General features: G+C 62.6%; 21 protein-coding genes. 12 read left to right on the forward strand and 9 right to left on the reverse strand.

Annotated features, from left to right (window positions below):
- Positions 1-8: 8 nt before the first annotated feature.
- The gene (locus APH28_RS02835; RefSeq protein WP_060507532.1) at positions 9-1328 is read right to left on the reverse strand and encodes an OprD family porin; all 1320 of its coding nucleotides are present in this window, start codon (positions 1326-1328) and stop codon (positions 9-11) included.
- Between the two features lie 442 nt (positions 1329-1770).
- On the opposite strand from APH28_RS02835, the gene APH28_RS02840 reads away from it, so the two are divergent.
- Positions 1771-3873: a TonB-dependent siderophore receptor gene (locus tag APH28_RS02840; RefSeq protein WP_060507533.1), complete on the forward strand. Its 2103-nt coding sequence runs from the start codon at positions 1771-1773 to the stop codon at positions 3871-3873.
- A 79-nt stretch (positions 3874-3952) separates the two neighbouring features.
- Here APH28_RS02840 and APH28_RS27735 read toward each other — a convergent pair whose 3' ends face one another.
- Both APH28_RS27735 and aguA read right to left on the reverse strand, forming a co-directional pair.
- Entirely contained in the window at positions 3953-4150 is a 198-nt protein-coding gene (locus tag APH28_RS27735; RefSeq protein WP_082432249.1) for a hypothetical protein, read from the reverse strand.
- Between the two features lie 181 nt (positions 4151-4331).
- Positions 4332-5438 (reverse strand): agmatine deiminase, encoded by a 1107-nt coding sequence (gene aguA, locus APH28_RS02845; RefSeq protein WP_060507534.1) that lies wholly within the window; start codon positions 5436-5438, stop codon positions 4332-4334.
- Positions 5439-5891: 453 nt separating this feature from the next.
- On the opposite strand from aguA, the gene rfbC reads away from it, so the two are divergent.
- The 5 genes from rfbC to APH28_RS02870 are packed head-to-tail and all read left to right on the forward strand — an operon-like array spanning position 5892 to position 11002.
- The gene (gene rfbC, locus APH28_RS02850; protein ID WP_060507535.1) at positions 5892-6434 is read left to right on the forward strand and encodes a dTDP-4-dehydrorhamnose 3,5-epimerase; all 543 of its coding nucleotides are present in this window, start codon (positions 5892-5894) and stop codon (positions 6432-6434) included.
- A complete protein-coding gene (rfbD, locus tag APH28_RS02855; protein ID WP_060507536.1) occupies positions 6431-7291 on the forward strand; it encodes a dTDP-4-dehydrorhamnose reductase in 861 nt (286 codons plus the stop codon). The genes rfbC and rfbD overlap by 4 nt, the downstream gene beginning before the upstream one ends.
- A 38-nt stretch (positions 7292-7329) precedes the next feature.
- Positions 7330-9144: an ATP-binding protein gene (locus tag APH28_RS02860; protein WP_060507537.1), complete on the forward strand. Its 1815-nt coding sequence runs from the start codon at positions 7330-7332 to the stop codon at positions 9142-9144.
- On the forward strand, positions 9141-10550 hold the full coding sequence (locus tag APH28_RS02865) for a sigma-54 dependent transcriptional regulator (protein ID WP_060507538.1): 1410 nt from the start codon (positions 9141-9143) through the stop codon (positions 10548-10550). The genes APH28_RS02860 and APH28_RS02865 overlap by 4 nt, the downstream gene beginning before the upstream one ends.
- The gene (locus APH28_RS02870) at positions 10547-11002 is read left to right on the forward strand and encodes a YiiD C-terminal domain-containing protein (RefSeq protein ID WP_060507539.1); all 456 of its coding nucleotides are present in this window, start codon (positions 10547-10549) and stop codon (positions 11000-11002) included. Before APH28_RS02865 ends, APH28_RS02870 begins: the two co-directional genes overlap by 4 nt.
- Here APH28_RS02870 and cysQ read toward each other — a convergent pair.
- Together cysQ and nudE are read right to left on the reverse strand one after the other, a co-directional pair.
- On the reverse strand, positions 10991-11818 hold the full coding sequence (gene cysQ, locus APH28_RS02875) for a 3'(2'),5'-bisphosphate nucleotidase CysQ (protein WP_060507540.1): 828 nt from the start codon (positions 11816-11818) through the stop codon (positions 10991-10993). The two genes, APH28_RS02870 and cysQ, sit on opposite strands and share 12 nt — an antisense overlap.
- A complete protein-coding gene (nudE, locus tag APH28_RS02880; protein WP_060507541.1) occupies positions 11815-12381 on the reverse strand; it encodes an ADP compounds hydrolase NudE in 567 nt (188 codons plus the stop codon). Before nudE ends, cysQ begins: the two co-directional genes overlap by 4 nt.
- Positions 12382-12445: 64 nt before the next feature.
- On the opposite strand from nudE, the gene yrfG reads away from it, so the two are divergent.
- Positions 12446-13108: a GMP/IMP nucleotidase gene (gene yrfG, locus APH28_RS02885; RefSeq protein ID WP_060507542.1), complete on the forward strand. Its 663-nt coding sequence runs from the start codon at positions 12446-12448 to the stop codon at positions 13106-13108.
- Positions 13109-13190: 82 nt separating this feature from the next.
- Here yrfG and lysM read toward each other — a convergent pair whose 3' ends face one another.
- Positions 13191-13631 carry a peptidoglycan-binding protein LysM gene (lysM, locus tag APH28_RS02890; RefSeq protein WP_060507543.1) on the reverse strand — a complete coding sequence of 147 codons (441 nt, stop codon included), beginning with the start codon at positions 13629-13631 and terminating at the stop codon, positions 13191-13193.
- Positions 13632-13809: 178 nt separating this feature from the next.
- On the opposite strand from lysM, the gene fdhD reads away from it, so the two are divergent.
- From fdhD to APH28_RS02905, 3 genes are all read left to right on the forward strand, one after another.
- The gene (fdhD, locus tag APH28_RS02895; RefSeq protein WP_060507544.1) at positions 13810-14640 is read left to right on the forward strand and encodes a formate dehydrogenase accessory sulfurtransferase FdhD; all 831 of its coding nucleotides are present in this window, start codon (positions 13810-13812) and stop codon (positions 14638-14640) included.
- A 5-nt stretch (positions 14641-14645) separates the two neighbouring features.
- Complete coding sequence (locus APH28_RS02900; RefSeq protein WP_060507545.1) at positions 14646-16991, forward strand: FdhF/YdeP family oxidoreductase; 2346 nt, start codon at positions 14646-14648, stop codon at positions 16989-16991.
- 215 nt (positions 16992-17206) lie between these two features.
- Positions 17207-17683 carry a glycine zipper domain-containing protein gene (locus APH28_RS02905; protein ID WP_060507546.1) on the forward strand — a complete coding sequence of 159 codons (477 nt, stop codon included), beginning with the start codon at positions 17207-17209 and terminating at the stop codon, positions 17681-17683.
- 56 nt (positions 17684-17739) lie between these two features.
- Here APH28_RS02905 and APH28_RS02910 read toward each other — a convergent pair whose 3' ends face one another.
- On the reverse strand, positions 17740-18180 hold the full coding sequence (locus tag APH28_RS02910; protein WP_060507547.1) for a thioesterase family protein: 441 nt from the start codon (positions 18178-18180) through the stop codon (positions 17740-17742).
- 103 nt (positions 18181-18283) lie between these two features.
- Between APH28_RS02910 and APH28_RS02915 the strand changes: the two genes are divergently transcribed.
- On the forward strand, positions 18284-18748 hold the full coding sequence (locus APH28_RS02915; RefSeq protein WP_256248390.1) for a hypothetical protein: 465 nt from the start codon (positions 18284-18286) through the stop codon (positions 18746-18748).
- Complete coding sequence (locus APH28_RS02920; RefSeq protein ID WP_060507549.1) at positions 18748-19020, forward strand: type II toxin-antitoxin system mRNA interferase toxin, RelE/StbE family; 273 nt, start codon at positions 18748-18750, stop codon at positions 19018-19020. Before APH28_RS02915 ends, APH28_RS02920 begins: the two co-directional genes overlap by 1 nt.
- A gap of 57 nt (positions 19021-19077) precedes the next feature.
- Here APH28_RS02920 and APH28_RS02925 read toward each other — a convergent pair whose 3' ends face one another.
- Positions 19078-20625: a phosphoenolpyruvate carboxykinase gene (locus APH28_RS02925; RefSeq protein WP_060507550.1), complete on the reverse strand. Its 1548-nt coding sequence runs from the start codon at positions 20623-20625 to the stop codon at positions 19078-19080.
- A gap of 179 nt (positions 20626-20804) precedes the next feature.
- Complete coding sequence (gene hslO / locus APH28_RS02930) at positions 20805-21704, reverse strand: Hsp33 family molecular chaperone HslO (protein WP_060507551.1); 900 nt, start codon at positions 21702-21704, stop codon at positions 20805-20807.
- Positions 21705-21752 lie beyond the last annotated feature (48 nt).

The following is a 21752-nucleotide window of genomic DNA, read 5'->3' on the forward strand; positions in this document are numbered from 1 at the left end:
GGTCAGGATCAGAAGATGCTGATCGGGTACTCGACGAATACACGGACTTCGTTGCCGTCGTCGTTGTAGCCGTTCTGCTGTACAGCGTTGTTGGTGCGAACGAACGAGCTGCGCAGCTTGATCGACAGGTCCTTGGCCGGGCCGTCCTGAACGACGTAGCGGATCTGGTTGAAGATCTCGCGCTCTTTACCTTCGCCGAAGCCCTGCGGGTTGGCGACGTTGCGGGTGTTGATGTTGTCACCCACCACGTAGGCCAGCTTGTAGGTCAGGCCAGGGATGCCGTAGGCGCCGAAGTCCAGGCCGTAGCCCAGCTGCCAGGAGCGCTCGTCTTCGGCGTTGAAGTCGGACCAGTAGGAGTTGGCCAGGTAGATGGTCGAACCACCGTCACCCACGCCGCCTTCATTCTGGTACCAGCCGTAGTTGTAGCCAGTGCTGCCGGTGCTGCGCTGGTGCGCCAGGGTGAACGAGTGCGCGCCGTAGGCGTAGGTCGCAGCGAGGCTCCAGATGGTGTTGGAGTCGCCGTTCAGGCCAGCCGCCTGCACGTACTTGTGGTCGATGTCCGACTTGTAGCCGTTGAAGTCCAGGGTCAGGGACTGGTCGCTGGCGATCGGGAAGACGTAGTTCAAGCCCAGGTAGTGCTTCTTCATCACGTCTTCGTTGTCTGCGGTGTACAGCGAAGCGGTGAAGTTGTCGGTGAACTTGTAGCTACCGCCGAAGACGTTGATCGACTTCAGGCCGCCACCGTCACGACGCTCGGCGCTCTTGCGCGCTTCCTGGGTGAAGCGGCCGGCGTTCAGCTCCAGGCCTTCGATCTCCTTGGAGGTGATCAGGGTGCCAGTGAAGCTTTCTGGCAGCAGGCGGGCGTCGTCATACTGCAGCACTGGCAGTGCCGGCATCTGGTCACCGTACTTGAGTACGGTGTTTGAGATGCGGAACTTCACGGCTGCGCCAGCGCGGGCCAGGTCATGCGGGCCGCTGGCGTTGCCATCGGCGTTCACAGTGTTGTGCGGCTTGAAGAAGTCGACACCGGCGCCACCGTTGTGGCCTTTGCCGCCGTCCAGACGCACGGCGTACAGGCCGAATGCGTCGACGCCGACACCGACGGTGCCCTGGGTGAAGCCAGAGGAGAAGTTGGCAATGGCTGCCTGACCCCATTCGATCTGGTCATCGGTGCCGTGCTTCTTGTCACGGTTGATGTAAGCGTTGCGCAGAAGGACGTTGGCGTGGCTGTCCTCGACGAAGCCCTTGCTGTCGGCCTGATCGTTGGCCTGGGCCTGGGTCGCGGCGATCATCGCCAGAGCGACCAGGCTGATCCTGGTTTTCAACATGTTGTTTTCCTTATTTCTAAATCAAAAACGCTTTGCACAATTACGCCAGGAACCAACGCCCCTTCGTAGGTTCGACGCTATGCGGATCCGAAGAAAAGCCCGCCGATCAACCTGTGGCGGGCTTTTCGCAGCAGCATGGCCATGGATGGCCAGCAAGCGTTGCTCGAATCCTAGCCGTGTGCGATTACAAATGTCAAAAAGTCGTGAATTACAGGTTGATATAACCAAATTGCCGGATGTAGCCGGTGCATTTTCATGTTACTCGGTGCAATCGGTAGGCATTTTGACTTCTGTGGGATGTTTTGGCCTGAAGCCAGGGAATAGCAGATTTTACAAACTGACACATATGTAAAGACAAGTCTTTACAAATACTCAAGCAACAGCAAATAACAAGCATTACCATCCGCGCCTGTGTTTCATTTCCCTATGCCCGGATGCTCAGATGCTTGCCCCCAATCGCCTGCCCTCACTTGGCCTTGGCCTTTCACTGTTGATCAGCCCCAGCCTGGCCAGTGCCACCAGCACCACACTTCCCGAACTCTCGGTAACTGCCGAGAGCGAGCGCGAAAAAGACAACCCGCAGGTAAAGGAGGTCAGCACCGCGACCCGCACGTCAACGCCAGTGCGCTATGTGCCGCAAGCCATCGACACGGTGAAAACCTCCAACGTGATGGATTACGGCAGCAATACGCTGGGCAAGGCGCTGGAGGGTATCCCCAACGTCAGCAGCGGTGCCGATACGCGCTTCGACAGCGTACGGATTCGTGGCTTCGAGGCCAGCAACGACTTTTATCTGGACGGCATCCGCGACGACAGCCAGTACATACGCGACCTGCATAACATCGAGCGGGTCGAAGTACTCAAAGGGCCGGCCGCCGTGCTGTATGGCCGCGGCAGCCAGGGTGGCATCGTCAACCGGGTGAGCAAGGCCCCCGAGCAGGGGCGTCGCTCGTCGATCGAGGCCCAGGGAGGCAGTGAAGACCTGCGCAGCCTGTACGCCGACCTCAGCGCCGACCCCAGCGACAGCATCAGCCTGCGCCTGAACATGGGCAACCAGGACAACAACAGTTTCCGCGATGGCATCGACGGTAGCCGGCAACTGTTCGCGCCGTCGATCAGCTGGCAGCTTTCACCCGACCTCAACTGGCTGGTGCAGTATGAATACAGCCGCTACAACCGCACGCCTGACCGAGGCATCCCCGGTGTCGACGGGCGTCCGGCGGATGTCGGCCGCAGCACCACCTACGGCGACACCCAGCGCGACTACATCGACGACCGCGCGCAATCATTGCGCTCGCGCCTGAACTACCAACTGAACGAAACCTGGCAATTGCGCCATACGCTCGGCCTGTTCAAGCTCGACAGCAACTTCGACAACACCTACCTGACGGGCTACAACGCCAGCAACCAGACGGTTACCCGCCAGCGCTGGCAGCAAGACCTGACCACCCGCAACCTGTTCAACAACCTGGAAGCCGAAGGTGACTTCGCCACGCTCGGCCTGGAGCACAAGCTGTTGATCGGGCTGGAGTTCGGCAATCAGCGCCGTGACCCGACCCTGTATACCGCTGCGCCGGTCGCGGCTGGAGGCAGCCCGGTACCCAGCCTCAAAGTCCACAACCCCGACCGCAGCCTGCAGCACAACGGCAGCATGGTGGTGTCGAGCGACAACCACACTGTGGTCGACAGCCGCGGGCTCTACCTGCAAGACCAGATTCGCCTGAATGACCAATGGCAACTGCTGGCCGGGGTGCGATTCGACCAGTTCGAGGTAGACACCACCAACAAGGTCCGCAACCTTTCCGAGAAACAGGACAGCAATACCACCAGCCCGCGCCTTGGCGTGGTCTACACACCTTGGCGCGATCACTCTTTCTACGCGTCGTGGAGCAAGACATTCTCGCCCGTCGGTGGTGGTTTGATCGGCATCACCCCAGGCGCGCCGGGCAACAGCAACGACACTAGTCCGGAGCTGACCCGGCAGAAAGAGATCGGCGTGAAGAGCGACTGGCTGGACGAACGCCTGAGCACCACACTCGCCATTTATGAACTGGAGCTCTACAACCGCCGCACCCGCGACCCGAACAACCCGGAGATCACCCTGCTCAGCGGCCTGCAGCGCTCACGTGGTATCGAATTGACGGCCACTGGCAATATCGTCGGTAACTGGTACGTCCGCGGCGGCATTGGCTTGCAGGATGCCACCATCGTCAAAGACAACAATGGCCTGGAAGGCAAGCGCATCAACGATGTGGCAAAACGCAACGGCAGCCTGTTCGTGACCTGGAAGCCAGAGCTGGGCTGGTATGCCGAAACCGGGCTGATGCTGGTCGGCGAACGCTACGCCGATAACCAGAACACCACGCTATTGCCAGGCTATGGCCGTTGGGATGCGCTGGCAGGGTTCCGTACCCACGACTGGGATGTGCGAACAGCGCTGAGCAACATTACCGACAAGACCTATTACAGTTCGGCGACCAGTGCCGCGCAGATCCAGGTCGGCGATCCGCGCAGCCTGGTGGTGACCGGTACTTACCGCTTCTGACCTACTTTTGCGCCTGTCATAAATGAAAACGCCACCGCAATTGCGGTGGCGTTTTTCATGGGGCGGGCTCCTGCCCTGGTCAGTGCCAGCCCCCCAGCAGTGCATCCAGCTCTGCATCGCTGATCAGCCCTTGAGGATAGCGGCCGTCAAGCAGACGTCGTGGGTCGGTCGTCCTGACCCGTTTGCCTCCATGGTGTTTCAACCACTGCGCCAGAACACTGAGCGATGCGTGATTCACTGCCGATGGGCGCAAAGCCGTCTCACTTGCTGCGTTCATGTCCACACGTACTCCCTGGGCCGTGAGCGGCTAATTTACGTCTTGATTGTTACAGATCGGTGTGCCCGGTCTGCCCGGGTAACCCGCTGAAAAACAATACAAAACCTATGCCATCCAGCCTGACGAAGATCGTCGGAGAAAAAAAGCCCGTCATTTGACGGGCTTCTTCGTGTGGCCAGTATCAGCGTTTGACCGGTGCTGGCTGCTGCTGGGTCAGGCAGTGGATGTTGCCACCGCCGAGCAGCAGCTCACGGCCCGGGATCATTACCACTTCGTGATCCGGGAAGACCTTGGCAAGAATCGCTCTGGCCTGGGCATCTGCCGGGTCATTGAAGCTCGGTGCGATGATGCCGCCGTTGACAATCAGGAAGTTCACGTACGAACCGGCCAGGCGTACCGACGGGTCGCGCTCCTGGCTACCGGCCACTTGATCGACACCGGCGCACTCTTCTTCGGTAGCGAACAGCGGGCCTGGGATCGGCATCTTGTGCACCACAAACTCGCGGCCTTTGGCATCACGGGTGTTTTTGAGCACCTCGTAAGCGGCGTGGCAACGGGCGTAGTTGGGGTCGTTGGAATCATCGGTCCAAGCCAGTAACACTTCGCCTGGGCTTACGTAACAGCAGAAGTTGTCGACGTGGCCGTCGGTTTCGTCGTTGTACAGGCCATCGGGCAACCAGACGATGGTTTCAACCGCCAGGTGCTCGCGCAGAATCTGTTCGATCTGCTCGCGGTTCAGGTGCGGGTTACGGTTGCGGTTGAGCAGGCACTCTTCGGTGGTGATCAGCGTGCCTTCGCCATCTACATGGATCGAACCGCCTTCGAGCACGAAGCCCTCGGTGTGGTAGCGCTGGCAGCGCTCCATTTCCAGTACCTTGGCCGCCAGTTCCTCATCGCGGTTCCATGGCGCATAGAGGCCACCGTCGAAGCCGCCCCAGGCGTTGAAGCCCCAGTCCACGCCGCGTACTTCGCCGTGGTCGTTGATCACGAAGGTCGGGCCGGTGTCGCGCACCCATGCGTCGTCGTTGCTGATTTCCACCACACGAATGTTCGGCAGGTCGAGCTGGCGACGGGCGTTTTCGTACTGGCTGGCGGAAACGGCCACCGTTACCGGCTCGAAACGGGCGATTGCCTTGGCCAGGGTGACATGCGCGGCCTGGGCTGGCTTGCCGCCCAGGCGCCAGTTGTCCGAACGCTCCGGCCAGACCATCCAGACCTGGCTTTGCGGGGCCCACTCAGCGGGCATGTGGAAACCGTCGGCGCGGGGGGTGGAGTTGAGGGTCTTCATGGGTAACCTCTGCAAAGGCACTGGGCCGATGGTCGATGGATAGCAAGTGAATGTGACATTACCAACGGTGCGTGAAGCCCGCGGTGATTGGCCAATTTATAACCGATATATATCGACTTTAAAAGCCAGATTTGTAGATAAAATCCATTCAATGTGTATTTTTAATCGATATTGATCGACAAGCGGTGAGCCAGGAGCTCTCTGCACTCGACGTTCGATATAATCGCTTGGCACAGGCTGCATCAGGATGCCAAAAAGCCTCAAGATGAAACCTGTTTCATATTTCTGCTTGGGAAGCCGAGCTTTTGGCCGATAACCCGATGCGAAGATGAAATCAACAGGTGGGCGCGTGCTGGCTCACCGCCAGCCGATCTAGGCTCAGTTTGCCAAGGCGGCGGACATCGAGCGGACCTTTCAAGGTCGGACCTTCAGCACACTGACCGAAGAACTCCCATGAACATCATAGCGACCGAGATTCCCGACGTAGTCATCATCGAACCGAAGATCTTCGGCGACAGCCGTGGCTTCTTCTTCGAAAGCTTCAATGCCCGCGAATTCAAGAAACAGACCGGGTTCGATGGCCACTTTGTCCAGGACAACCATTCGCGCTCCCAGCGCGGCGTGCTGCGCGGCCTGCATTACCAGATCGACAACCCTCAGGGGAAACTGGTGCGCGTGGTGCAGGGCGAAGTGCTGGACGTGGCCGTGGACATTCGCCGCAGTTCGCCATACTTCGGTCGCTGGGTGGCCCGGCGCCTGACTGCCGCTGACCACCTGCAGTTCTGGATCCCGCCCGGGTTCGCCCACGGTTTCCTGGTGCTGAGCGAAACGGCCGACTTCCTGTACAAGACCACTGACTACTACAACCCCGCCGCCGAGCGCTCGATCCGCTGGGACGACCCTGATCTGGCCATCGACTGGGGCGTTGAAAACCCGGCCCTGTCGGCCAAGGACCAGGCGGCCGTGCTGCTGAAAGACGCGGACCTGTTCCCATGAAAATTCTCGTCTGTGGTCACCATGGCCAAGTCGCTCAGGCACTGCAGGCGCAGTTGAACGGGCTCGGCGAAGTGCATGTGCTTGGCCGCGAACAACTGAACATGGCCAGCCCCGAGGCACTGCGCGAACCTTTGCGTCGCCTGGCCCCACAGCTGATCATCAACGCCGCTGCCCACACGGCGGTGGACCAGGCCGAAAGCGAACCAGACCTGGCCTTCGCGATCAATGCCGATGGTCCGCGGGTGCTGGCCGAAGAGGCGGTACGCCTGGGTGCACCGCTGATCCACTACTCCACCGACTACGTCTTCGATGGTGAAAAGGCCTTGCCCTACACCGAACTCGACCGCCCCAACCCGCTGGGTGTGTACGGGCGCAGCAAACTGGCCGGGGAACAGGCAATAACCGCAGTGGATGGCGAACACCTGATTCTGCGCACCAGTTGGATCTATTCGCTGTACGGGCGCAACTTCCTGCTGACCATGCAACGCCTGCTGCAGGAAAAACCGCAGCTGCGCGTAGTCAGCGACCAAATCGGCGCCCCCACCTGGGCCACCACCATCGCCGTTGCCACCCGGGCACTGATCGAGCGCTGGCAAGCCGGGCAGCGCGGCGCCTGGGGTACCTATCACCTGACCGCCCAGGGCGAAACTTCCTGGTTCGGCTTCGCCCAGGCGATCGGCGAACAGCTCAAGGCGCGCGGCCGTCCCTGCGCCGAGCTGCTGCCGATCTCTAGCAGCGAGTACCCGACCCCGGCGCGCCGCCCGGCCAACTCACGCCTGGACTGTTCGCGTCTGGCCCGTGAGTGGGACGTCCACCTGCCGCACTGGCAGCAAGCGCTGATCGACTGCCTCAAGTAGCGCATAATTGCGCCAGACCCCTCTGGCGCATTTACGCGATGATTGCAAAACCCACGCCCCCTCGCCGTCCGCGCTGGCGCAGCCTGGCCCTGCTGGCCCTGTGCCTGACGCCCCTGCTGTGGCCACTGCACCATCTGGCCGAACGTTACTACCAGCAAGAGCTGGCCTCGCAGAACCGCCAGACCCTTGACCTGTACGTGGCCAACCTGCTCGGCACCCTGCACCGCTATGAAACCCTGCCGCAGATTCTCGGCGACCTGCCGGCGCTGCGCGGGGTGCTGGCCGACCCGTTCCGCATCGAGGCGGTCACCAATGCCAACCGCCTGCTAAAGGACATCGTCCACCAGACCGGTGCCGAGGTGATGTACCTGATGGACGTTAGCGGCAACACCCTGGCCGCCTCCAACTGGGACAAGCAGGACAGCTTTGTCGGCCGCAATTTCTCCTTCCGCCCGTACTTCAACGAAGCCATGGCCGGCCACTTGGGCCGTTTCTTCGGCCAGGGCACCACCTCGGCCAAACGTGGCTACTTCTTCGCGGCCGCCGTGCGCGACGGTGAGCGCATCGTTGGCGTGCTGGTGGTCAAGGTCGATCTGGACCACACCGAAACCCTCTGGGGCCGCACCCCCGAGCAACTGCTGCTGACCGACCACAACGGCGTGGTGATCCTCACCTCGCGCCCCGACTGGCGTTTTCGCGCCACCCGCGCGCTGACCGAAGCCGAGCGCCAGGCGATCATCGCCATCCAGCCCTACCCGACCCAGGCCCCGCAACCGCTGCTGCTCAACCAGGACGCGTGGCTCACCCAGACCCGCGACATCAAAGAAACCGGCTGGCAGGTGAGCATCCTCGCCCCGCGCCTGCTGGTCGATCGTTCGGTGCAGACGGTCATGGCCATCGGCGCTGGCGCGCTGCTGGTGCTGATGCTGTTTACCGGTCTGGTGATGCAGCGCCGGCGCCACTACATCGACCGCATCGACTTCGAGGCTCGCGCCCGCCAGGAACTGGAGTCACGCGTGGCCGAGCGTACCGCCGCTCTCGAAGGCCTCAACACCCGGCTGAAAAGCGCCGTGCTGGAGCGCGAGAACGCCCAGCAGGAACTGGTGCGCGCCCAAGATGAACTGGTCCAGGCCGGCAAGCTGTCGGTGCTTGGCACCATGTCAGCGAGCATCAGCCACGAGCTCAACCAGCCCTTGGCGGCGATCCGTAGCTACGCCGAGAACGCCGAAATCCTGCTCGACCACCAGCGCACCGAGGACGCTCGCGGCAACCTCAAGCTGATTGGCGAACTGACCGGGCGCATGGCCTCGATCATCGCCCACCTGCGCGCCTTCGCCCGCCGCGACCGCCACGCCCCGGAAAGCGTGGCCCTGCAACCGGCACTGGATGACGCCCTGGCCCTTTTGGCCAAGCGCCGCCGGGCGATGGCCGTGGAGCTGATCCGCGATCTGCCCGAGGCCACCCTGTGGGTGCAGGCTGGCGAAACCCGCCTGCGCCAGGTGCTCGGCAACCTGCTGGCGAACGCCCTCGACGCCCTGACCGAAAAGGCCAACCCACGGCGCCTGTGGCTGAGTGCCGAACAGCGCGATGGCTACGTCTACCTGTACATTCGCGATAATGGCCCGGGTTTCAGCCGCCAGGCCCTTGAGCACGCAAAGGAGCCGTTCTTCACCACCAAGACGCGCACCCAGGGCCTGGGCCTGGGCCTGGCCATCTGCGAAAGCCTGATGCGCGCCCTGGGCGGTGAACTGCTGCTGGCCAACCACCCCGAAGGTGGCGCCCTGCTCACCCTGCAACTGCGCGTGGCCGCACCCGGCGCTACCTTGCCCACTTCGGAGGACCCTTCGGCATGACAACCGAGCCGTACATCGACAGCCAGGCTCAGGTGATTCTGGTCGATGATGACCCACACCTGCGCCAGGCTCTGAGCCAGACCCTCGACCTGGCCGGGCTCAAGGTGGCCGCCCTGGCTGACGCCCAAGGCTTGGCCGAGCGCATCGAGCCCGACTGGCCGGGCGTGGTGGTCAGCGATATCCGCATGCCAGGCATCGACGGCCTGCAGTTGCTTGAGCAGTTGCACGGCCGCGACAGCGAACTGCCGGTGCTGCTGATCACCGGCCACGGCGATGTGCCGCTGGCGGTACAGGCCATGCGCGCGGGCGCCTACGACTTCCTGGAAAAGCCCTTCGCCAGCGACGCCCTGCTCGACAGCGTGCGCCGCGCCCTGGCCCTGCGCCGCCTGGTGCTGGACAACCGCAGCCTGCGCCTGGCCCTGAGCGACCGCCAGCAACTGGCCACCCGCCTGGTCGGCCAGTCACCGTCGATGCAGCGCCTGCGCGAACAGATCGGCGCCCTGGCAGGCACACGTGCCGATGTCCTGATCCTGGGTGAAACCGGTGCCGGCAAAGAGGTGGTTGCCCGCGCCCTGCACGACCTGTCCAGTCGCCGCGCTGGCCCGTTCGTGGCGATCAATGCCGGCGCGCTGGCCGAATCGGTGGTCGAAAGCGAGCTGTTCGGCCACGAACCAGGCGCCTTCACCGGTGCGCAGAAGCGCCGTATCGGCAAGTTCGAGTTCGCCAACGGCGGCACGTTGTTCCTCGACGAAATCGAGAGCATGAGCCTGGACGTGCAGGTGAAACTGCTGCGCCTGCTGCAGGAGCGGGTGGTCGAGCGCCTGGGTGGCAACCAGCTGATCCCGCTGGATATCCGCATCATCGCGGCCACCAAGGAAGACCTGCGCACCTCCGCCGACCAAGGCCGCTTCCGCGCCGACCTCTACTACCGGCTTAACGTGGCACCGCTGCGCATTCCGCCCTTGCGCGAACGCGGCGACGACATCCTCGTGCTGTTCCAGCACTTTGCCGACGCCGCCAGCCAGCGTCACGGCCTGCCGCCCCACAGCCTGCAACCTGCCCAGCGGGCCATGCTGCTGCGCCACGATTGGCCGGGCAACGTGCGCGAACTGCAAAACGCTGCCGAACGCTTTGCCCTAGGCCTGGAGCTGGCCCTCGATGGTCAGGCGCAGGCTGCTGCCCCCGCTGCAGCGCCGATTCTGCTGGGCAATCTCAGCGAACAGGTCGAGCAGTTCGAACGCTCGTTGATCGCCGCCGAACTGGCCCAGCCCCACAGTTCCCTGCGCAGCCTTGCCGAAGCCCTCGGCATTCCGCGCAAGACCCTGCACGACAAGCTGCGCAAGCACAGCCTGCATTTTGAAGGCGGTACTAGCGGCAGCGACGACCACGAGGAAAATCGCCCATGAGTGCCGATAGCCAATACCTGCAGTCCGTGCTGCACGGTGACATCCCACTGACGCGCGAAATGGGCCTGGAAGTCATCGATTGGCAAGCCCAGACCCTGCGCCTGCAACTGCCGCTGGCGGCCAACGTCAACCACAAGAGCACCATGTTCGGCGGCAGCTTGTACTGCGCCGCAGTGCTGGTGGGTTGGGGCTGGCTCCACCTGCGCCTGCGCGAACTGGGTATCGAAGACGGGCATATCGTCATCCAGGAAGGCCAGATCAGCTATCCGCTGCCGGTGACCGGCACGGCGGTGGCGCGCTGCGCGGCACCGGACGAAAAGACCTGGGAGCGGTTCCTGACGATGTACCAGCGCCGTGGCCGAGCCCGGCTGACACTGGCGACCACCGTCAGCAACGCCGGCAGTGACGAGCCCGCGGTAACCTTCAGCGGGCAGTACGTACTACATCGCTGAGGCGAGCTGGATCAGCGCCTGGCGCCAGTTGGCGGCGCCGGGCAGGGCCAGGAAGAATGGATTGAGCAGCGACTCGCGGGCGGGGTAGCGGAACGGCTGACCCTCCAGGCCAATCACCTCGCCACCGGCACCTTCCAGCACGCCCTGTGCCGCCGCCGTGTCCCACTGCGAAGTCGGCGCCAGGCGCGGGTAGCAGTCGGCACTGCCTTCGGCCAGCAGGCAGAATTTCAGCGAGCTGCCGATATTCGCCAGCTCCAGCTCACCCACGGCAGCACTCAGGCCAGCCAGCAACGCTTCCTGCTGCGGGCTGGAATGACGACGGCTGGCCACCACGGTGAAGCGGCCACCGGCAGGCGGCGCATTGCGAACCTGAACAGGCGAAGCCTCGGCGCCAGCATCAGCACGCCAGGCACCCAGGCCACGGCCGCCGAAATAGCAGCGCCCGTTGGTCGGCATCGACACCACGCCAAACACCACCTCGCCATTTTCGACCAGCGCAATGTTGACGGTGAACTCCTCACTGCCGGCGATGAACTCCTTGGTGCCATCGAGCGGGTCGACCAGCCACCAGCGGCTCCAGCCCTGGCGCTCGGCCAGCGGGATATTGCAGTCTTCTTCGGACAGTACCGGTATTTGTGGTGCCAGCGCCAGCAAGCCATCGGCAATCACCCGATGCGCCGCCAGGTCGGCGGCCGTCACTGGCGAATCGTCGGCCTTGTTCACCACCGCCACGTCGGCGCGCCAGAACGGCAGGATAGCCTCGCCAGCCAGCTGGGCGAGCTTGACCACTTCGTGCATCAGTTGCAGGTCGTTCATGCTTCGAGCAGCCCTCGCTGGATCAGCAGGTCGCGGGCCAGGTATAGCGCCGCCAGCGCCCGCCCCTCGGTGAACTGCGGGTGCATGGCCAGGGCCGAGAGCTCGCGCAGGTTAACCTTGTCGACCCGCATCGGCTCCGGCTCGTCGCCCTCCAGGCGCTCCTCGTAGAGGTCGCTCGCCAGCACCACCTGGATCTTCTGGCTCATGTAGCCAGGCGACAGCGACAGCTCGGTCAGGTGCTCCAGCTGACGAGCGCCAAAGCCGGCTTCTTCCTTGAGCTCGCGGTCGGCGGCGGCCAGCACGTCCTCACCCGGTTCGATCAGGCCTTTGGGCAGCGACAGCTCGTATTCGTCGGTGCCGCCGCAGTATTCCTCCACCAGCACCGCGTGCTCGGCGTCGAGCATGGCCACGATCATCACCGCGCCGTAGCCGTTGCCACGGCCGACCAGGCGCTCATAGGTGCGCTCAATGCCATTGCTAAAGCGCAACTGCACAGCCTCGACCCTGAACAGGCGGCTGCTGGCAACGATTTCGCGACTGAGGACGGTGGGTTTCTGGCGCATGGGGCAGCTCCTTGGCGTGAACGGGTTACTATACCGTGGCTTGCCGACTGATCGAGAGTTTCCCATGCCTGTTCTTCCCTGGTCTGCCATCGACACCGTCCTGCTGGACATGGACGGCACCCTGCTCGACCTGCACTACGACAACCGCTTCTGGCTCGACCACCTGCCCCAGCGCTACGCCGAGCTGCATGGGGTCAGCCGGGCCATGGCGGAAATGGAGTTGCAGCCACTGTTCGAGCGCAATGCCGGCACCCTCAACTGGTACTGCCTGGACTTCTGGAGCCGCGAGCTGAACCTGCCGATTCGCGATCTCAAGCGCGAAATCGCCGACCTGATCGCCCTGCGGCCGGATGCCGACACCTTTCTCGCAGCCATTCGCAAGGCAGGCAAGCGTGTGGTGATGATCACCAATGCCCACCGCGATTCGCTGTCGCTGAAGCTGGAGCGCGTGGAACTGGCACCGTATTTCGAGCGGCTGATCAGCTCGCACGATTATGGCTACCCGAAAGAGAACCCGCAGTTCTGGGATGCGCTGAAGGCGGATATCGGCTTTGATCCGCAGCGCAGCCTGTTTATCGATGACACCCTGGCCATCCTGCGCAGTGCGCGGCGGTTCGGTGTGGGACACCTGCTGGCAGTACGCCAGCCGGACAGCAAAGCGCAGCCGCGCGATACCGAGGAATTCGCGGCGGTCGAGGATTACCGGGAGTTGCTGGTAGGCCTGTGAGGGCCTATTCGCGGGCACGCCCGCTCCCGCAGGTTTTGCACAACTTGTGGGAGCGGGCGTGCCCGCGAAACTGCCATGCGGATCAGTCTGGAATACGCAACACCTGCCCCGGATAAATCTTGTCCGGGTGCTTGAGCATCGGCTTGTTGGCCTCGAATATCTTGTTGTACTGGCCGGCATTGCCATACACAACCACCGAAATCGCCGACAGCGTGTCACCCTTCTTCACCGTGACGAACCTTGCCGCCGCCACGACCGGCCCGGTCACGGTAATCTGATCATCGACACTGGCCACCCCTTCGATGTTGCCAGCGGCGAGAATGATCTTCTCTTTTTCCTCCTGACTGGCTACCTCGCCCTTGAGAATGACCTTGTCACCTTCTACAGTGGCCGAGATGTTCGGGTTACCCAGGCCGACACTTTCCACGTGTTTCTTCAGCTGCTCTTCGGCATTGGCATTGCCGGGAGTCAGCAGGTCGATCAACTTCTCGCCGGCTTCCTTCACAAAACTGAACAGGCTCATGACGCGCTCCTTGTTGACGTAAACCTCGGAGCCAGGAGTCTAGGCCAGGATTGCCCCTACCGCCCCTCTGTGACTAATCGACGCGGTCTATCAAGGCATAGACCTTAGCGATTAGACGCGCCCGGCCCACACGCCTAGGCTTGGTGATATCAGACAGCCGCCGGTAGTCAACCTCCCGATGCACAGCAAACCCCCGGTCTGCGCGGCCTCCATGCCTCTGGCCCTGCCCGCCGCCAGCAACACCTACGACTACGTCCAGCTCAGCGACGGCGAACACGCTTGCACGCCACTGGCTGAAGAAGTCGCCTTGGCCATTGCCTACAACGGCCTGAACCAGGCGGTAATGCTCGTCAGTCCCACCGACCTGGAAGACTTCGCGGTCGGTTTCAGCGTCGGCAGCGGCATTGTCGAAGGCACGGCGGAAATCTACGACCTGAAGCTTTCCGGCAGCGGCTCGGCGATGTACGCCGACCTGGAAATCTCCAGCCGTGCGTTCTGGAACCTGAAGAACCAGCGCCGCCAACTGGCCGGCACCAGCGGTTGCGGCCTGTGCGGGGTGGAAGCCCTCGAACAGGCGCTGCCGGAATTGACCGCACTGCCTGGCGCACCGCTGCCCCCGGCACAGTGGCTGACGGGCCTGCGCGAGCGCATCGATGCCTTCACGCCGCTGGGCCAGCACTGCGGTGCCGTGCACGCCGCACTGTTCATGGACGCCCAGGGCCAATTACTGATGGGCCGCGAAGACATCGGCCGGCACAACGCCCTCGACAAGCTGATCGGCGCCTTGCTGCGCCAAGGCATCAGCACTGAAGGCGGCCTGGCCATCGTCACCAGCCGCTGCAGCCTGGAGCTGATCCAGAAAGTGCTACGCGCCGGTATCCAGACCCTGGTGAGCCTGTCGGCGCCCACCGGCCTGGCCTTGCAATGGGCGCGCAAGCACAACCTCAACCTCATTCATCTGCCCAAACACAGTGCACCGCGGGTCTACAGCCCAGCGGCGGAGTCGTAACAGCCGTGACCTCGTACCAGCAACTCCCGGACAACGCCCCAGCCTCCACCCCTCGCTACCAGCCCTACCACGGCCCCGCCGGCGGTTGGGGCGCGCTGCGCAGCGTGGCCAAGGCCTGGGTGGGCAGCGACAACGCGCTGAAGAACATCCGCGCCCTGCTCAAGACCAACCAGAATGGTGGCTTCGACTGCCCCGGCTGCGCCTGGGGCGACTCGCCCGAGAGCGGCATGGTCAAGTTCTGCGAGAACGGTGCCAAGGCGGTCAACTGGGAAGCCACCAAACGCCGCGTGGATGCGGCGTTCTTCGCCCGCTACAGCGTCAGCGCACTGCTGCAACAAAGTGACTACTGGCTCGAGTACCAGGGCCGCCTGACCGAGCCGATGGTCTACGACCCACAAAGCGATCGTTACCAGCCGATTGCCTGGGACGCCGCCTATGCCCTGATCGCCCGTGAGCTGAACAAGCTGGCCAACCCCGACCAGGCCGAGTTCTACACCTCCGGCCGAGCCAGCAACGAAGCGGCCTACCTGTATCAGCTGTTCGTGCGTGCCTATGGCACCAACAACTTCCCCGACTGCTCGAACATGTGCCACGAGGCCAGCGGCGTGGCCTTGGGCCAGAGCGTCGGGGTCGGCAAGGGCACCGTCACTTATGATGACTTCGAGCACGCCGATGCGATCTTCGTCTGGGGCCAGAACCCCGGTACCAATCACCCGCGCATGCTCGACCCCCTGCGCGACGCGGTAAAACGTGGCGCCCAGGTGGTCTGCGTCAACCCGCTCAAGGAGCGTGGCCTGGAGCGCTTCCAGCACCCGCAGAACCCGCTGGAGATGCTGACCAACAGCGACCGCCCGACCAACACCGCGTTCTTCCGCCCGGCGCTGGGTGGCGACATGGCATTGCTGCGCGGCATGGCCAAGTTCGTCGTGCAATGGGAGCGCGAAGCGCAGGCCAAGGGCGAGCCAGCGGTGTTCGACCATGTGTTCATCGCCGAGCACGGCCATGGCGTGGAAGAATACCTGGCAGCGGTAGACGCCACCTCCTGGGCGCACATCCAGGAGCAGTCCGGCCTGACGCTGGCCGACATCGAGCTGGCTGCGCGCATGTATTGCCGGGGCAAGCGGGTGATCATGTGCTGGGCGATGGGCATCACCCAGCACCGCCATTCGGTGCCGACCATCCAGGAAATCGTCAACCTGCAGATGCTGCGCGGCAACATTGGCGTGCCGGGCGCTGGCCTGTGCCCGGTGCGTGGCCACAGCAACGTGCAGGGCGACCGCACCATGGGCATCAACGAGCGCCCGCCGGTGGCCCTGCTCGATGCCATCGAAAAGCGCTTCAACTTCCCGGTGCCGCGGCACAACGGCCATAACACCGTCGAGGCGATCCAAGCCATGCTCGACGGCCGTTCGAAAGTATTCATTGGCCTTGGCGGCAACTTCGCCCAGGCCACTCCGGACACTGAACGTACTGCACAGGCCCTGCGCAATTGCGAGCTGACCGTGCACATCAGCACCAAGCTCAACCGCAGCCACCTGATCCACGGCAAGCAGGCGTTGATCTTGCCGTGCCTGGGCCGCACCGACATCGACCTGCAAGCCGATGGGCCGCAAGCCGTCACCGTGGAAGACTCATTCAGCATGGTCCACGCCTCCAATGGCCAACTCAAGCCGCTGTCGTCCCAGATGCGCTCGGAGCCTGCCGTGGTGGCCGGTATCGCGGCTGCAACCCTGGGCAAGCAGCCGGTGGACTGGCACTGGCTGGTGGCCGATTACAACCGCATCCGCGACCTGATCGGCGACACCATTGCCGGCTTTGCCGGCTTCAACCAGCGGCTGGCTCACCCGGGCGGCTTCTACCTGGGCAACAGCGCCGGCAGCCGCCAGTGGAAAACCACCACGGGCCGCGCCAATTTCAAGGCCAACCTGCTACCCGACACCTTGATCGACGAGCGTGTAAGGGCCAGCGGCCAGTTGCCGGACCTCATCATGCAGTCGATGCGCTCCCACGATCAGTACAACACCACCATCTATGGCCTGGACGACCGCTACCGCGGCGTACGCGGTCAGCGCGACGTACTGTTCGCCAACGAGGCCGACATCATTCGCCTAGGCTTCCAGCCAGGCCAGAAGGTCGACATCGTCTCGTTGTGGGGCGATGAGCATGTGCGCCGTGTGCATGGCTTCACACTGCTGGCCTTCGATATCCCTGCCGGGCAGGCGGCGGCGTACTACCCGGAGGTAAACCCGCTGATCCCGCTGGAAAGCATCGGCGAGGGCAGCCATACGCCAACGTCCAAGTTCGTTGCCATCAAGCTGGAACGCGCCCGGGACGACGGCCGAATCCTGTAAATAGAAAACGCCTCGGCAAAAAACGAAAAAGCCCTGTTCCGCGAGGTTCAGGGCTTTGTCATAAATACCTCTGACACGCAAAAACCGATAAAGTTTCACAGCAAATACAGCAACTTAGAGAATTGTGTACAACTCGTGCTACTCGTCGGATTTTCGTTGCCAGCTGCCCTCCTTAGCCTCAAATTCGCCCACGTCATCCCTATGAGGCTCTCTTGATGAAGAAGTACTCCTCGATTCTGTTGTTGTCTTTCAGCTTGCTCAGCGGCGTTGCCATGGCAGGCGGCAATACCGAGGCTGGCATTGGCGGCGCATTGGGTGGGGTACTCGGCTCCGTAGTGGGCAACTCCATCGGTGGTAGCACGGGCGGTGCCATTGGTGCCGGCCTGGGCGGTGCGGCCGGCGGTGCACTGGGTGCCGACAAGCGCCAGCGTGGCGAGGCAGCAATCGGTGGCGCCCTCGGCGCTGCGGGCGGTAACGTGGTAGGTCGTTCGGTGGGCGGCACCACCGGTAGCTACATCGGTGCGGCCGCAGGCGGCGGTGCTGGTGGTGCGCTGGGTAACTACATGGGCAACAAGGCCGATGAAGACGAGCGCCATGACGACCGTCGCTACCGTCGTGACTACGACGACCGTCGCCACTATGACCGTGGCCGCCACTATGGCCACCGCAAGCACCGTCACTGGCGTGACTGATACCTGAGGCTCAGCCTGCAGGTAAAAAAAGCCCTGCCCTCAACGGCAGGGCTTTTTCATGCCTGCGGATCCAGCTGCAGCCCAGCCAGGGTCACCTGTAACGCCTCAGGCAGCGGCACCGGTCTGCCGCTGGCGCGCTCGATGAACACTTGCACCACCGTCCCTGCCGCGCACGCATCGGCTTCCCCCGGGCGATAGAGCGCCAGGCGGTATTCCACCGTGCTGCCCGCCAGCCGTGTCACCCCTAGCCCCACTTCCAACACATCCGGGAAGCCGGGCAAGGCGAAGAAGTCTGCCGCCGAACTCACCACGAATGCCGCCAGCTCGCCATCGCGCAGGTCGACCTCTGCCTGCTCGACAAGGAATGCCTGGATGGCGGTTTCGAAGAAGCCATGCACAGTGGCGCCGGCGATGTGGCCGTTGACGTCGTTGTCCTGCGGGCGAGTGAGGATTGGGTGGAAGTGGGAGAAGGCGGTGCGGCTGGGGGATTCAGTCATGAGTTATCCACAGTTGGTTACATCAAAGAGAAGGTTCCCACAACAAGCAGGGAAGGCCTATAGTCGCAATCAACTATAGATTGCATAGCATGGTGCACACCCAATGAAACCGAGAATCACACCCGTGCCTACTCACCAGCTGGACCATGCAAACCTCAGTCGAATGGCAGAATCAGGCCGAATCAAAGCAACCCATATTGTAGGGCAGCCTGGAGGCTGGGCAGTTCAGGTTGACGTCAATCAGCAGGAACACGTGCTCATTGCTCAACGCAGTGGCAATGTCAGGCTGTTCAAGAAATTCGAAACCTTGGTGACCTACCTGCTCGAACTTGGTATCGACCATTTCCAGGTCGATGCGTCCACCTTCGACCCACGCCAGCTGAGCACCTATCAGCGCCCTGACCGCGCCCTGGCGCTCAAACGAGCTCATGAGGCAGCAGCCTATGAAGGCTGGTTTGCTGAACAGGTCGAGGCAAGCCTCAAAGATGAATCCCCGGTAATCGAAGACGATGACGCGGAGCGGAAGCTCACTGCCTTGCGTGCCAACCTCAAAGCCAAGATTCGCTGATGCGCCTGGTTTGGCGAGAAATGGCTCTGAAAGACCGTATACGCATCATGGAGCACATTTCCGAGGACAACCCTGCCGCTGCCATATTGCTGGACGAGACATTCAGGGACAAGGCTCGGCGCGCCAGTCTGACACCAGCGCTCTACAAGGCTGGCAGATATCCAGGCACTCGAGGAATTGTCGTAAGGCCAAACTACGTGATGATTTACCGAATCATGGATGATTGCATTGAGATCATACGCATCCTTCACGCACGACAGCAGTGGCCGTGACCCAGGCGCAAAAAAGCCGCCCCAGGGGGCGGCTTTCTCGTTACGGCTGGCGTCAGCTTACAGCTGTGGGCCAGCAGCCTTGATGGCGTCGGAAACTTCAAACTTCTTGAAGTTTTCGATGAACAGCTTGGCCAGGCCCTTGGCGGCCTCGTCGTAGGCAGCTTTGTCAGCCCAGGTGGCGCGTGGGTTGAGCAGCTCGGTATCAACGCCCGGAACAGCCTTCGGCACGTCCAGGTTGATGATGTCCAGGTGCTCGGTTTCGGCGCCGACCAGAGCACCGCTCTGAATGGCAGCGATCACGCCACGGGTGGTCGGGATGCTGAAGCGCTTGCCTACGCCGTAGCCACCGCCGGTCCAGCCGGTGTTGACCAGGTAGACCTTGGAGCCGAAGCCGTTGATGCGCTTGATCAGCAGCTCGGCGTATTCGCCGGCTGGGCGCGGGAAGAACGGTGCGCCAAAGCAGGTGGAGAAGGTCGACTTGATGCCGCCGCCCGAACCCATTTCGGTGGAACCGACCAGCGCGGTGTAGCCGGACAGGAAGTGGTAGGCCGCCTGCTCGTTGTTCAGGATCGAAACCGGAGGCAGAACACCGGTCAGGTCGCAGGTCAGGAAGATGACTGCGTTCGGCTCGCCACCCAGGTTGGCTTCGGCGCGCTTGGCGACGTGCTCCAGTGGGTAGGCGGCGCGGCTGTTCTGGGTCAGGCTGACATCGGCGTAGTCGGCGTGCTTGTTGGCGTCGAGCACGACGTTTTCCAGCACGGCGCCATGCTTGATGGCTTTCCAGATGACCGGTTCGTTCTTCTCGGACAGGTCGATGCACTTGGCGTAGCAGCCGCCTTCCATGTTGAAGACAACGCCTTCGCCCCAGCCGTGCTCGTCGTCACCGATCAGGTAACGGCTTTCGTCGGCCGACAGGGTGGTCTTGCCAGTACCGGACAGGCCGAAGAACAGGGTGACATCGCCTTCCTCGCCGATGTTGGCAGCGCAGTGCATCGGCAGCACGTCGGCAGCCGGCAGCAGGAAGTTCTGCACCGAGAACATGGCTTTCTTCATTTCACCGGCGTAACGCATGCCAGCGATCAGCACTTTCTTGGCGGCGAAGTTGATGATTACGCAGCCGTCGGAGTTGGTGCCGTCACGCTCAGGCTCGCAGACGAAGTTGGCGACGTTGAGGATCTGCCACTGGTCGCGACCGGCCGGGTTGAACTGGCCTGGCTCCGGGTTGATGAACAGGCAACGACCGAACAGGTTCTGCCAGGCAGTCTGGGTGGTCATCTTCACCGGCAGGTAGTGCTCGGCAGCAGCCCCTACGTGAACGTAGGAAACAAAGTGATCCTGGGCGTTGTTGAACGCCTCGACGCGGTCCCACAGGGCATCGAACTTGTCGGCCGGGAACTTGCGGTTGATCGGGCCCCAGGCGATGGCGGCCTGGGTGGAAGGTTCTTCGACGATAAAACGGTCAGCCGGCGAGCGGCCAGTACGGTGGCCAGTTTCGACGACCAGTGCGCCGGTATCGGCCAGCACGCCTTCACCGCGTTGCAGCGCTTCTTCAACCAGCTTATCGACGCTCAGGTCGGTGTACACGGTGTTGTTGGCTTGCGTCATGAGATACCCCATCCGGCCCGAGGCCGAGTGCTCCAAACGTTTTGTAGTTGTCTCGAAAAAACTACTACAGCGAAAAAAGTGGCCGGATTATGCCAGAAACGCCCAAAAAAAGTAGGCCCCTCCTGTCAGAACTCCGCTTTTGCGCAATTCGACAGGAGATTCACCTGAAATTAAACGTTTCAGTGGCGAGTTTCTGACGCCGCATCCGTGCCGCCACCGGCAAACAGTTGCGCCACGTCGCTGGCATCGAAGAAATAGCGCTGGTTACAGAACTGGCAATCGATCTCCACCGTACCACCGCACTCCTCGACCAGCGCCTTGGCATCGAGCTCGCCCAAACTGACCAGCGCATTGCCGGAACGTTCGCGCGAGCAGCTGCATTTGAAGCGCAGCGGCTGAATGTCGAACAGGCGTACCGCGTCTTCGTGGTAGAGGCGATGCAGCAGGGTTTCGTTGTCTTCCGACCACTCTTCGGGCTTGAGCGTCTTGGCCAGGGCAATCACATGCTGCCAGCTGTCTTCGCGCTCCTCATCGTCCGGCTGGCGATCGCGCGGCAGCTGCTGCAACAGCAGGCCACGGGCCTTGCCGCCTTCGGCGTTGAGCCAGAAGCGAGTGTTGAGCTGCTGCGACTGCACGAAGTAGTTGGTGAAGCACTCCGACAGGTTGGCGCCGTCCAGGTCGACGGTGCCCTGGTAGCGCTGGCCTTTGACCGGGTCGATGGTCAGCGTCAGGTGGCCGCCGGGCATCAGCTGCTCCAGGGAGGCATCGGCCGGGATCTGTTCCGCTTCGTAGCGGGCCATGCCACGAATATCACGCTCGCCCGAGCATTCGACCATCAGCAGCGGGATCGGCCCTTCGGAGCGCGCCTGCAGAATCAGCAGGCCGTCGAACTTCAGCGCGCCTACCAGCAGGGCCGTGGCGGCCATCAGCTCGCCAAGCAGCGCCTGCACCGGCTGCGGGTACTCGTGACGCGCCAGCACCGCGGCGTAGCTGTCATCGAGAGACACCCACTCGCCGCGCACATCGCGCTCGTCGAAGATGAAACGTTGGGTGAAATCGGTATCAGGCAAATCGCTCATAGGTTTTGGCTATCTGAAAAATGATGACAAAATGGTTACACGGGATGT

This window comes from Pseudomonas sp. NBRC 111124 (assembly GCF_001320245.1).
GTDB lineage: Bacteria > Pseudomonadota > Gammaproteobacteria > Pseudomonadales > Pseudomonadaceae > Aquipseudomonas.